The organism is Ensifer sp. YR511, from assembly GCF_900103045.1.
Taxonomy (GTDB): Bacteria; Pseudomonadota; Alphaproteobacteria; order Rhizobiales; family Rhizobiaceae; genus Ensifer; species Ensifer adhaerens.
The window spans coordinates 445,862-458,691 of record NZ_FNGR01000003.1; the positions used below are offsets into that span (position 1 = coordinate 445,862).

Sequence of the window (12,830 nt, forward strand, 5' to 3'; positions counted from 1 at the left end):
ACGATCGAGGGCGCGCCGCGCCTTCAAAACCGCTTCCCGGAGGATAGCGCTCGATGAGCCAGACACCGCTTCACAAGACCACTGCAGAGACCGGCGCGCCTCAGGCTCCCTTTGCCGAGTTCGCCCCGCCAGTCCGACCGCAGAGCACGCTGCGCCAGGCGATCACCGCCGCCTACCGCCGGCCGGAAACGGAAGCGCTGCCGGCGCTGGTCGAAGCCGCAACGCTCGACGCCACCACCCGCGCGGCCGCCGCCAAGACGGCGCGCAAGCTGATCGAAGCGCTACGCGCCAAGCACAAGGGTTCGGGCGTCGAAGGCCTCGTGCAGGAATATTCGCTCTCCAGCCAGGAAGGCGTGGCGCTGATGTGCCTGGCCGAAGCGCTGCTGCGCATTCCGGACACCGCGACGCGTGACGCGCTGATCCGCGACAAGATCGCCGACGGCGACTGGAAGTCGCATATCGGCGGTGGCCGCTCGCTGTTCGTCAACGCCGCCACCTGGGGCCTCGTCGTCACCGGCAAGCTGACCTCAACCGTCAACGACCGCAGCCTTTCCGCCGCGCTCACCCGCCTGATCGCCCGCTGCGGCGAGCCGGTCATCCGCCGCGGCGTCGACATGGCAATGCGCATGATGGGCGAACAGTTCGTCACCGGCGAAACCATCGACGAGGCGCTGCGCCGTTCGCGCGCACTCGAGCAGAAGGGCTTCCGCTATTCCTACGACATGCTCGGCGAAGCGGCGACGACGGCTGCCGACGCGGAGCGTTACTACCGCGACTACGAGCAGGCGATCCATGCCATCGGCAAGGCATCGGCCGGCCGCGGCATTTATGAAGGCCCCGGCATCTCGATCAAGCTTTCGGCGCTGCACCCGCGCTACGCCCGTTCGCAGGCGTCGCGTGTCATGGATGAGCTTCTGCCGAAGGTGAAGGCGCTCGCCGTTATCGCCAAGAAATACGACATCGGCCTCAACATCGACGCCGAGGAAGCCGACCGTCTCGAACTTTCGCTCGACCTGCTCGAAGAACTCTGCCTCGACAAGGATCTCGCCGGCTGGGCCGGCATGGGCTTCGTCGTCCAGGCCTATGGCAAGCGCTGCCCCTACGTGCTCGACTTCATCATCGACCTTGCGCGCCGCGCCGGCCGCCGCGTCATGGTGCGCCTCGTCAAGGGCGCGTACTGGGACGCCGAGATCAAGCGCGCGCAGCTCGACGGTCTCGAAGACTTTCCGGTCTATACCCGCAAGATCTACACCGACGTCTCCTACATCGCCTGTGCCAAGAAGCTGCTGGCCGCAACCGACGTGATCTTCCCGCAGTTCGCGACCCACAACGCCCAGTCGCTGGCGACCATCTACGAAATGGCCGGCAAGGACTTCAAGGTCGGCAAGTACGAGTTCCAGTGCCTGCACGGCATGGGCGAGCCGCTCTATGACGAGGTGGTCGGCAAGGGCAATCTCGACCGTCCCTGCCGGATCTACGCGCCGGTCGGCACCCATGAGACGCTGCTGGCTTACCTCGTTCGCCGCCTGCTCGAAAACGGTGCGAACTCCTCCTTCGTCAACCGCATCGCCGACCCGAAGGTCTCGGTCGACGAACTGATTGCCGATCCGGTCGAGATCGTGCGCGCGATGCCGGTCGTTGGCGCACCGCACGACCAGATCGCGCTGCCCGACAACCTCTTCGGCGACACGCGCCGCAACTCCGCCGGTCTCGACCTTTCGAACGAAGCCGGCCTGACTTCGCTGACCGCAGCGCTCCAGGCAAGTGCGACGGTTAACTGGAAGGCCGTTCCGCAGTTGGCAACGGGGCCCGCCTCCGGCGAAACCCGCGCCGTCGTCAACCCCGGCGACCACCGCGACGTGGTCGGCTCGGTCACCGAGGCATCGGAAGCCGACGCCCGCCAGGCAGCGACGCTTGCCGCCAAGGCCGCCGCGAGCTGGGCCGCCGTCTCGCCCGCCGAGCGCGCCGCCTGCCTTACCCGCGCTGCCGACCTGATGCAGGCGCGCATGCCGACCCTGCTTGGCCTCATCGCCCGCGAAGCCGGCAAGTCGCTGCCGAACGCCATTGCCGAAGTGCGCGAAGCGATCGACTTCCTACGCTACTACGCCGAACAGACGCGTCGCACGCTCGGCCCGGCTCACAAGGCGCTTGGTCCCATCGTCTGCATCAGCCCATGGAACTTCCCGCTGGCGATCTTCGCCGGCCAGATTGCCGCCGCGCTCGTCGCCGGCAACCCGGTGCTGGCGAAGCCCGCTGAAGAAACCCCGCTGATCGCCGCCGAAGGCGTGCGCATTCTGCACGAGGCCGGCATTCCAGCCGACGCGCTGCAGCTGCTCCCCGGCGACGGCCGCATCGGTGCGGCGCTCGTTGCCGCGCCTGAGATCGCCGGCGTGATGTTCACCGGCTCGACCGAAGTCGCCCGCCTGATCCAGGCGCAGCTTGCCGATCGACTGTCGCCCGCCGGCCGGCCGATCCCGCTGATTGCCGAAACCGGCGGCCAGAACGCCATGATCGTCGACAGCTCGGCACTTGCCGAACAGGTCGTCGGCGACGTCATCGCCTCGGCCTTCGACAGCGCCGGCCAGCGCTGCTCGGCGCTGCGTGTACTCTGCCTGCAGGAAGACGTTGCCGACCGCACGCTTTCGATGCTGAAGGGTGCGCTGCATGAGCTCAAGATCGGCCGCACCGACCGGCTCTCGGTCGATGTCGGCCCTGTTATCACCGCTGAGGCCAAGGGCATCATCGAGAAGCACATCGATGCCATGCGCGGCCTCGGCCGCAAGGTCGAGCAGATCGGCCTTGCTTCCGGCACCGAACAGGGCACCTTCGTGCCGCCGACGATCGTCGAGCTCGACAAGCTCTCGGACCTCAAGCGCGAAGTCTTCGGTCCGGTTCTGCACGTCATCCGCTACCGCCGCGACGATCTCGACCGGTTGATCGACGACATCAACGCCACCGGCTACGGCCTCACCTTCGGTCTGCACACGCGCCTCGACGAGACCATCGCCCACGTCACCTCGCGGGTGAAGGCGGGCAACCTCTACGTCAACCGCAACGTCATCGGCGCCGTCGTCGGCGTTCAGCCCTTCGGCGGACGTGGCCTCTCCGGCACCGGCCCGAAGGCTGGCGGCCCGCTCTATCTCGGCCGCCTCGTCGCCACCGCCCCGGTCCCGCCGCAGCACAGCTCGGTTCACACCGATCCTGTTCTGCTCGACTTTGCCAAGTGGCTCGACGGCAAGGGTAAAAAGGCGGAAGCCGAAGCCGCCCGCACCGCCGGCAGCAACTCGGCCCTCGGGCTTCACTCGGAACTTCCGGGCCCGGTCGGCGAGCGCAACCTCTATGCGCTGCATCCGCGTGGCCGCGTGCTGCTGGTTCCGACCACCGAAACCGGCCTCTACCACCAGCTGGGTGCCGCCCTTGCGACCGGCAACACCGTCGTCGTCGACGCGGCTTCCGGTCTGCAGGCTTCGCTGAAGGATCTGCCGGCGAGCATCGCCGCACGCCTTTCCTGGTCGAAGGATTGGGCCGCCGACGGTCCGTTCGCAGGCGCGCTCGTCGAAGGTGACGGTGCCCGCGTGCGCGAAGTCAGCAAGACGATCGCCGGCCTTCCCGGCCCGCTCGTTCTCGTCCAGGCGGCTTCGAGCGAAGAGATCGTCAAGAACCCCGACGCCTATTGCCTGAACTGGCTGCTCGAGGAGGTCTCGACCTCGATCAACACGGCAGCGGCCGGCGGCAATGCCAGCCTGATGGCGATCGGCTGATCGGTTCCATATCTTGCGAAGCGCCCTCTCCCCGTCGTGGGAGAGGGCTAAACTGACTGACATTTCACCAATAGGGCGTCCTCGCCCCTGCACTCGTTCCGGGACAACGGCGAAGTGTGTGCGGTCTCCATCGTGACCGCATCTACCAGAGCACAAGCTGCATCCACCGTGGCGCCGCCCCCAACAATCCGTTATCAGCGTCTGAGAAACGGAAGCAGCAATGTTCACCCTCAAGCGCACCGAAACGGCAAACCAGGACGTCAAGAAGAGCCGGTTTCTGGCCTTTGCCGCGCCCATTACCGATGAACAGGCGGCAAAAGACTTCCTCGCCGCCCATTCCGATCCTACCGCCAACCACAATTGCTGGGCTTGGCGCATCGGCCAGGCCTATCGCTTCAGTGACGACGGCGAGCCGAGCGGCACGGCCGGAAAACCGATCCTCGCGGCCATAGACGGCCAGGAGCTCGACCGCGTCGCGGTCGTGGTCACCCGCTGGTTCGGCGGCATCCTGCTCGGCAGCGGCGGCCTGGTGCGCGCCTATGGCGGCACGGCGGCGCTGTGCCTCAGGGCGGCGGAAAAGATCGAGATGATCGAGACCGTGCGCGCCACCGTCGCCCTCGACTTTTCCGACATGGCGCTGATCAAGGCGCGGCTTCTCGCGCGCGATGTGGCGATCATCAATGAGAGCTTCACCGACAAGGGGCCTGTGCTGGCGGTGGAGCTTCGCAAGGACGAGGCGGAGGCGATCCTCGCCATGGTCCTTGACCTCAGCCGCGGCAAGTCCGTGGTTTCGCTGGACGACTAGCCCCTTAGGTCCGAGAAACCCCACGGCGCAGCACCGACCGCAACGAACGGGTCACTGCCGAAAAATGTGCGCGGTATCCTGCGCCACGTCCCGCGCTAATTTACTCGATCCGAACAGTCATATTAGAAGCGCCCCAGCCAGCGTATGATCCGCGACGCACAAACAGGAGACAGCACGATGAAGACGAGAGTTCTTGGCAAGACCGGCGCAACCATATCCGAAATCGGCTTCGGCGCCTGGCAAATTGGCGGCTCCTGGGGCGATGTCAGCGAGGCAGACGGCAAGCGCGCGCTCAATGCCGCGCTCGATGCTGGCGTCACCTTCGTTGACACCGCCGATGTCTATGGCGACGGCCGCTCCGAAAAGATCATTGCAGCGGTGTTGAAGGAGCGCGGGGGCGACAAGCCCTTCGTCGCAACCAAAGCCGGCCGCCGGCTGAGCCCGCATGTGACCGAAGGCTATACCGGCGAAAACATCGAGGCCTTCATTGACCGCAGCCTTTCAAATCTCGGCGTCGAGACGCTCGATCTGGTGCAGCTGCATTGCCCGCCGACCGAGGTCTACTATAGGTCGGAACTGTTCGGCGCGCTCGACCGGCTCGTTGCCAAGGGCAAGATCCGCCACTATGGCGTCTCGGTCGAAAAGGTCGAGGAAGCGCTGAAAGCGATCGAATATCCCGGCGTTGCGACCGTGCAGATCATCTACAACATCTTCCGCCAGCGTCCGCACGAACTGTTCTTCGCGGAAGCGCAGAAAAAGAATGTTGGCGTCATCGTGCGCGTGCCGCTCGCCTCGGGGCTGCTTTCCGGCAAGATCAGCAAGGATACCGCATTCGCAGCCGACGACCACCGCAACTTCAACCGCCATGGCGAAGCCTTCGATGTCGGCGAGACTTTTGCCGGTGTGCCGTTCGAGGCGGCGCTGGAAGCCGTCGAGCAGCTTCGCCCGCTGGTGCCCGAGGGCGTGCCGATGGCGCAGTTTGCGCTCCGCTGGATCCTCGAGCAGCAGGCGGTCTCCGTGGTGATCCCGGGCGCCCGTAGTGAGGCTCAGGCGCAATCCAACGCCGCTGCCAGCGCGCTTGCCGCCATCGACGACGAGACCAAGGCGGCGATTGCCGCGGTTTACGAGCGGCTGGTGAAGGTTCATGTTCATCATCGCTGGTAACTGACGCCTCACCGACGGGGCGACCAAAGGGGGGCAGCGACATGAGCGATCCCTTCGATCTGCAGCGGTTCGTCACCGCACAGGACCGCGTCTATGCCGCGGTCCTCGATGAACTCGCGCACGGCCAAAAGCGAACGCACTGGATGTGGTTCGTCTTTCCGCAGCTTGCTGGCCTTGGCCATTCGGCAATGGCAGAGCGCTATGCGATATCCGGGCTCGGCGAAGCGTCGGCCTATCTCGCCCATCCGGCGCTCGGCCCCAGGCTGCGCGAATGCACCGAGCGGACCAATGCGGTTACGGGCAGATCGGCCCACGACATTTTCTCCAGCCCCGATGACATGAAGTTCCGGTCATCGATGACCCTGTTTGCCGAGGTCGAGAAAGACGGGGGGCCGTTCGGAGCGGCGCTTGCGCGCTATTTCGCGGGAGAGAAGGATCGGCGCACTATGGAAATCCTGGCGCAACGGCATTGATGCCGGCGTTCAAGCGCTCAAGATGCGCGTTTCGGCGACCGTCAGAGGTTGGGCGTCGAATGGATCAGGAAGAACAGGATCATGAAGGCACAAACCGAAAGGCCAGCAACAATCACCAGCAGTTCTTTCATCATATAGCGATACATCGGCACCTCCCTTCTTCAGCGGCCCCTTCCCCCTTCATATAGGAAGCCGAGGGACCGATTTTCACACTTCGGCGTCAAAAGATCGTGAACCCGCCCGCGCTTTCGTGATCGGATTCTTGATCGTTGCGGCCCGGCCCATTGCCGCCGTGACACCGCGTACGAGCAGCGTAAATCATTATATACTAACATATATTATTGTCTCCTAATCCTTTCGAAGGTCAGCGTCGCCGAGGCTGCCACTGACGGGCGCGAAACAAGCGGCACGACAACCATTGACGAATGGCAGATTGCCTTCTAAATCTACACCCAACGTCAGGTTTAGATAGGTGCCGGATTGTCGTCGCTCATGCAAATTGGGGAACTGTCGGAACGGGCCGGCGTCAGCCACCGCACGATCCATTACTACGAGCGGCTGGGCCTGGTGAAGCCGGCCGAGCGCGAAGGGGCCGGCTACCGATACTATGACGAGACCGCCGCGAAACGACTGGAGAAGATCGCGGCGCTGAAGCGTCTCGGTCTCAGCCTCGACGAGATCGCCGCTGTCATCGACCTCTATTTCGAGGATACAAGCGGCATCCGGGGAAAGGAGCGCGTGCTGGAAATCCTGCAAGCCCAACTCGACAAGACGAACGCCCAACTCGACGAACTCTCTGCATTCAAACGGGACCTCGAAAACAACATCGCCCGCATGCACGGGCTGATCTCCGAGGCGCGGCAAAAGTAAGCGCGGCACCAATGGGATTTGGCATATGCTTGATCTACACTTGACGTCAGGTTACGCTAATGGGTTCACTTGCCCTACTGGCTCGGCCCGCGCCGGCTCCGCTTCCGTTGTCGGCAGCGTCAGCTTCTTGAGCGCTCTCCTTGGCGATCCGCGATCGCAGGGCTCGATCTCATGACCACCTTCCGCCCCCCCCAAACCAGACAAAAGGAGCTCTGGACATGCCGCATAGATGCCCTCTCGCGGTCCTTGCCGCCCTCGGCCTTGTCGCCGTCACGGCAACCGCAAACATGGCCCTGGCAGAGACCAAGGCAACGCCAGCCGCGACCGGCAGTGCCCACCCCGCAGCCGCCACCATCGGCGCCTTCATGCCCGCCGGTTACCGCGAGGCAGCCCGCCGAACCGCCGTCGTCGATGGTGAAGCTGCGGAACTCGTCCGCTACGAGCGCGCCGACGGACGCAATGCCGCCCTCGGCGGCGAGCACTTCAGCACCGTCATCGCCGACGACGGCCGCCTCAAGGGTTTTGCCCGGATCGATCTGGACCTAGTCCGCCACCTGTTGCCGACACGCGAGGAAGCGCAGGCAATCGCCATGGACTTCCTGCGTGAAGCGGCGCCGGACCTTCTGCCGGGAATGAGGATCAGCTGGATCGACCCGCATGACGAGCCGCTACGGGTTACCCGCAAGGGACGCACCGAGGACCTGACCCTCACGGGCATGAAGGTCAAGATGCGCAACCAGGCCGACGGCCTCTGGATGTGGGTCATCGTCGGCGCGGACCGCAAGGTCATGGTCTTCGAGCGCGACATTCACTGGATCAGCTTTCCCGGACGCCGCGGAACGGAAAAGTGGCTTCACGATGCCTGGCTCGTCGAGAAGGGCTACAGCCTGGGCCAGTCCTGATCGGCCTACCGGATTGAGGGAACGCGAGCCCTCAGGGCCGCTGACTGCTCGATTCGGATCCAGTGAAGGAGCGGCACCGCGATTTACCAGCCGCAAGCCTGGCCCGCGGAACGCTGCAAACGAAGACACTTGAAGGATGTGAGAGGCGCGTCGCGAAACGCAAGGTCGCGACGCGCGACCCAAGTGGCGATCAGGAAGAACCGGATCTAGACATCATCTATGCCTTTGAAAAGAATGGCGCACCCGAAGAGATTCGAACTCCTGACCCCCAGATTCGTAGTCTGGTGCTCTATCCAGCTGAGCTACGGGTGCTTTTGCCTGAAGCGGTCGAACCGCTTGCGTGAGCGGTTCTCTAAAGGGTCCTTTCGGGGATTGCAAGCGCCGTTCTGTAAAAAATTTCATTTTTACGACGGCACGCCCGCTTTGCTGTGGACCGAGGCAACCGCGCCGGCGCTGAACCCGCTGGAAAGCAAGGGGTGCCGCCGCAGGACCTGGCTGCGAAAAATAATTGAAGGGTGCCACCTCCGCCGCCCATGCGCCAGACGAGCCGCGCGCGGTGGTCGGTCAGACCCCGCCCAAATATGGAATCACCAACGGTTCCGGCTCGACACTCAAGAGGGTGAATGTGCGGCGCTAATGGCGGAACTTCGAACGGAAGGCGTCGAGCGGCACCGGCCGGTCGGGCAGCTCGATGCGAAACAGCGTGCCCGGCGTCGGCTTTTCGACGAGCGCGATCGTGCCGCCATGGGCCAACACCAGTTCGCGCGCGATCGCCAGCCCAAGCCCCGTGCCTCCGGAGCGTGCCGAGCCGCGGAAAGCGGCGAACAGGTTTTCCCGCGCCTTGGGCGGCATGCCGGGCCCGGTATCATCCACGGAAATGGTGACGACGCTGCCGATGCGCATGGCGGAAACGGCAACGGTGCGTGGGCGGCCATCCTCCGGCTCGTGATTGGTCAGCGCCTGCACGGCGTTGCGGCAGATGTTGTGCACCACCCGGAAGAGCTGCTCGCTGTCGGCGTCGACTTCGAGGTCGTCCTGCATCTGGATCTGGAAATCGATGCCGGATTGCGGATCGATCGCCAGCAATTCGGCGACATCGGAGACCAGCGGTTTCAGCGCAACGAAGCGTCGATGCGGCTCGGCCTCGGTCGTGCGACCGTAGGACAGGACCTCGCGGGTGTAGCCGACGGCGCGGTCGATGGTGCGCAGCAGGGTCGGCGCGAAGCGCTTGACCACCGGGTCGTCCACGTCGGCCAGGCGGTCGGAAATCAACTGCGCCGAGGACAGGATGTTGCGCATGTCGTGGTTGATCTTCGACACGGCGAGCCCGAGTTCGGCCAGGCTCTTCTGCTGCTTCAGCGTCTTTTGCAGCTCGCGCTGCATGCTGGCGAGATGCTGCCCGGCGACGGCGAGTTCGTCGTGCCCCTGCGGCGGTACGAGCACGCGGGCCGGATCGGCCGGATCGTTGGAAAACTCCTGCATGTTGGCCGTCATGCGCCGGATCGGCGCAATCAGCATGCGGTTGATGGCCAGGAAGATCAGCGCCGCGGTGATCAGCGAAATGATCAGCGACAGGACAAAGACGTTGCGCGAGTAGACGAGCATGGCCTTGCGCAGGCTCGCATCCTTCATCAGGAGCTCGATCGTCGCATCGCTTTCGCCGAGCGGCCCATAGACGCGGATCACGCGGTCGCCGCCGAAGAGCAGCGTATCGAAGGCATCGCGGATGGCAGCAACGGCTGTGGAATTGGCGACGTCGTACTCGCCCTGGATCTCAAGCGGCATGTCGGTGAGCGCGATCATGCGCGAGGCGTCCTTGCGCCGGATGACGATCGCCTTCGTGCCGGTCGCCATCAGCGTGTCCTTCTGGACGCTGCGCGGCAGTTCGACATTCTGCAGACCATCGACGACGACGGCAGCAGCGGCTGCCGTATTCAGCCGATCCTCGAGCCAGCGAATGCGCATGGTGGCAACTGACGGCGCGAAGATCAGCACTTCCGCCAGCATGACGAAGACAATGGTCAAGAGCAGCAGCTTGCCGGATAGGCCGCGGAAAAACCCGGCACCGGTTCTCAATGCCTCGCCTGCCATCGCCGGACGTGTTTCTTCCGCCATGCCTTACAAACTTTCCTGCCCGTCAACCAAAACGCCTGGGACCCCGTATGAACATCCGGGCCATGGGGCATCGCGCCTGGGGCGCATAATAGGAGATGGCCGCCGTTTTTCCAATCGCAGACGGACCTTAGAGGGTGCGGCATAGGCGCGGCTGTCTCTTCGTCTCGTGCCGTCGATCATGACAAAGGATCGCGTCCCGCCCATTTTTCTCCCCTTGCATCGCCGAAGCAAATTTCGGCGCGCCGCCGCCTCGGCTCGACCTACCTGCACAGAATTGGCATCGGTGTAAGTCACCCAGGGAACAGTTCGAGTGGCGAGCCTTGCGGACGACAAGGACAGCCGTGCGGCCTGATCGAGGGCAAGTCTGGAAGGCTCACGAAACAGAAAGCCCGCGGCACCTTATGGCACCGCGGGCTCCAATCACTTGGTGAGGCAATTCGCCGATCAGAACTCTTCCCAATCGTCCTTGGCAACCGCCGCAGCGGAGCCGCCGCCGCCAAACGCGCGGGCGACGTTGCCCATCATGCGCCGGGCGGGCGATGCGACCGGCTGGGCCGTCTCCCGAGCCACGGCGATCGGCCGGGCGGCAACATTGTCGACCTTGAAGTAGGCGATCAGGCTCGCGAGATTGTTGGCTTCGCCGGAGAGCTTGTGGGTTGCGGCATTCGCCTCTTCCACCATGGCGGCGTTCTGCTGGGTCACCTGGTCCATCTGGTTGACGGCAGTGCTGACTTCGCTGAGGCCCGTCGACTGTTCGCGCGCGGCCGTCGCGATCGAGTGGATGTGGTCGTTGATTTTCAGGACCCGTTCCTCGATCTCGCCAAGTGCCGAACCGGTCTCCTGTACCAGGCGGACGCCGGTTGCCACTTCGCTGCCCGACTTCGAGATCAGCGACTTGATGTCCTTGGCGGCACTTGCGGCACGCTGGGCGAGCTCACGCACTTCCTGTGCGACGACCGCGAAGCCCTTGCCCGCATCGCCGGCACGGGCTGCCTCGACGCCGGCGTTCAGCGCCAGCAGGTTGGTCTGGAAGGCGATTTCGTCGATCACGTTGGTGATCTGACCGATTTCGCTCGAGGCCTGCTCGATGCGGCCCATGGCGTCGACGGCGTTGCGCACGACGGCCGCCGACTGCGCGGCACTGTGCTTGGCTTCGTTGACCATGACGGTCGCTTCCTGCGCCCGCTCGGTGGAGCTCTTGACCGCAACCGTGATCTGGTCGAGCGCTGCAGACGTTTCCTCAAGGGCTGCGGCCTGCTGCTCCGTCCGCTTTGACAGATCGTCGGCGGCCGAACGCAGCTCGGACGAATTGCCGTTGATCGAGTCGGTGGTCACACGGACCTCGCGCAGCGTCTTTTGCAGCGTGGAAAGGGTTTCGTTGACGTTCTTCTGCAGCTCGGCGAAGGCACCCTGATAATGGCCGTTCATGCTCTGGGTCAGGTCGCCGGCCGCAAGGCTCGCAATCACTCGGCGGGTTTCGGCGATACCGGCATCGACGCTGCCGACCAGCTCGTTGACGCTGCCAGCAAAGCGGTTGAGGTCGTCGTTCTCGTAGTCCTTGCCTATGCGCTTGGTGAAATCACCGGCGGCAGCGGCCGCAACAACGACGCCGATGCTCGACTGCAGGTCGGCGCTCTTTTCACGCAGTACCGCTTCCTGCGCGTTGAGGTCGCGTACGGCCAGGCCGTTCTGCTTGAAGACCTGAACGGCTTCTGCCATTTCGCCGATCTCGTCCTTGCGGCCCACGAAGGGCACGTCCGCGGTGAGATCGCCGCCAGCCAGTTGCTTCATCTTGCCGGTCAACTCGAGGATCGGACGGCTCAAATGGTTCGTAGCGATGTAGAAGGCCGCTCCAATGCCGGCGATGAGGCCAAGGCCGGCGATAGCAAGAATCGTGATGATCACGCTGCGCTCGAAGGTGGCAACGTCAGCCGTCACGACTTCAAGCGTCTTCAGGTTGATGTCGACGACGCCGTCGATCTGCTCCTGGAACGCCTTGCGGTTGGCGCGATTGGCGTCGGTATTGCCCTGCTCGTTGCCAGCCTGCGGTGAAACTTCTTCGCCAAGCCGCGCCGTCTCGACGCGGAAGGTCCTGAATTCCGCGGCGCGGGCGACCAGCGTGTCGAAGGACGCTTTGGTGTCGGCGGGGATCAGCGGGCGCCAATCGGCGAGCAGCGTGTCGATCTTGTCGAGATTCTTGCGAATGCCCTCGGCAAAGGGCTTGGCCTTCTCGATGGTCGGGGCGGCATAGATGCCACGCGATTCCATGACGACCGCGGTCACCAGACGATTGAGGCGTTCCGCGTAGAAGGCGCGCTTCGCCACGTTCTCGTACTGGTGGAACTTTTCGTTGTATTTACTGACAGCAACCAGCGACATGCCGGTCACCGCAACCGCCAGCACGCTCATGATGCCGACAATTAGATTGATCTTACCGCGTATTTTCATCCCGACCTCCACGGAGTGACGAGAGCTTCCGATTATCGGACATGCCGCCGCCCCATATGCACCGGAGGGACCCTAAAATAGGCGTGGTTAATAAAGCTCGTCGCCCTCGACCGGCATTCTGGGGAGATCCAGTTAGGGCTCCATTTACCAATCTCGGCTAGTTGGCCTTCCTTTTCGCGGCCCGACGGATCGCCTTTGGCGGGTGCGCCGGCGGTTTTTGCGGTGCTGTCGCCACTGAATCGCCGCCCGCAATTGACTTTCCGGGAAAATTCCCCTTATAAGCCGCGCACGT

8 protein-coding genes and 1 tRNA gene are annotated in these 12,830 nt (G+C 64.0%); 6 read left to right on the top strand and 3 right to left on the bottom strand.

Annotated features, from left to right (window positions below; translation table 11 throughout):
• Positions 1-53 precede the first annotated feature (53 nt).
• The 6 genes from putA to BLU15_RS09275 all read left to right on the top strand — a co-directional run bounded on the left by putA (position 54) and on the right by BLU15_RS09275 (position 7,975).
• A complete protein-coding gene (gene putA, locus BLU15_RS09250) occupies positions 54-3,761 on the top strand; it encodes a trifunctional transcriptional regulator/proline dehydrogenase/L-glutamate gamma-semialdehyde dehydrogenase (protein WP_090295057.1) in 3,708 nt (1,235 codons plus the stop codon).
• A gap of 220 nt (positions 3,762-3,981) precedes the next feature.
• On the top strand, positions 3,982-4,566 hold the full coding sequence (locus BLU15_RS09255) for an IMPACT family protein (RefSeq protein ID WP_090295059.1): 585 nt from the start codon (positions 3,982-3,984) through the stop codon (positions 4,564-4,566).
• A 177-nt stretch (positions 4,567-4,743) separates the two neighbouring features.
• Positions 4,744-5,730 carry an aldo/keto reductase gene (locus tag BLU15_RS09260; protein ID WP_090295061.1) on the top strand — a complete coding sequence of 329 codons (987 nt, stop codon included), beginning with the start codon at positions 4,744-4,746 and terminating at the stop codon, positions 5,728-5,730.
• Positions 5,731-5,771: 41 nt separating this feature from the next.
• Positions 5,772-6,203: a DUF1810 domain-containing protein gene (locus BLU15_RS09265; protein WP_090295062.1), complete on the top strand. Its 432-nt coding sequence runs from the start codon at positions 5,772-5,774 to the stop codon at positions 6,201-6,203.
• Positions 6,204-6,695: 492 nt separating this feature from the next.
• Entirely contained in the window at positions 6,696-7,073 is a 378-nt protein-coding gene (locus BLU15_RS09270) for a MerR family transcriptional regulator (protein ID WP_090295064.1), read from the top strand.
• Between the two features lie 218 nt (positions 7,074-7,291).
• The gene (locus BLU15_RS09275) at positions 7,292-7,975 is read left to right on the top strand and encodes a hypothetical protein (RefSeq protein WP_090295065.1); all 684 of its coding nucleotides are present in this window, start codon (positions 7,292-7,294) and stop codon (positions 7,973-7,975) included.
• Positions 7,976-8,210: 235 nt separating this feature from the next.
• Here the strand turns inward: BLU15_RS09275 and BLU15_RS09280 are convergent.
• The 3 genes from BLU15_RS09280 to BLU15_RS09290 form a co-directional block, all read right to left on the bottom strand.
• Positions 8,211-8,287: transfer RNA gene (locus tag BLU15_RS09280), tRNA-Arg, on the bottom strand.
• A gap of 321 nt (positions 8,288-8,608) precedes the next feature.
• Positions 8,609-10,090, bottom strand: coding sequence for a sensor histidine kinase (locus BLU15_RS09285; protein ID WP_060519828.1), 1,482 nt, complete (start codon positions 10,088-10,090; stop codon positions 8,609-8,611).
• 444 nt (positions 10,091-10,534) lie between these two features.
• Complete coding sequence (locus BLU15_RS09290; RefSeq protein ID WP_034797297.1) at positions 10,535-12,538, bottom strand: methyl-accepting chemotaxis protein; 2,004 nt, start codon at positions 12,536-12,538, stop codon at positions 10,535-10,537.
• Positions 12,539-12,830: the final 292 nt, after the last annotated feature.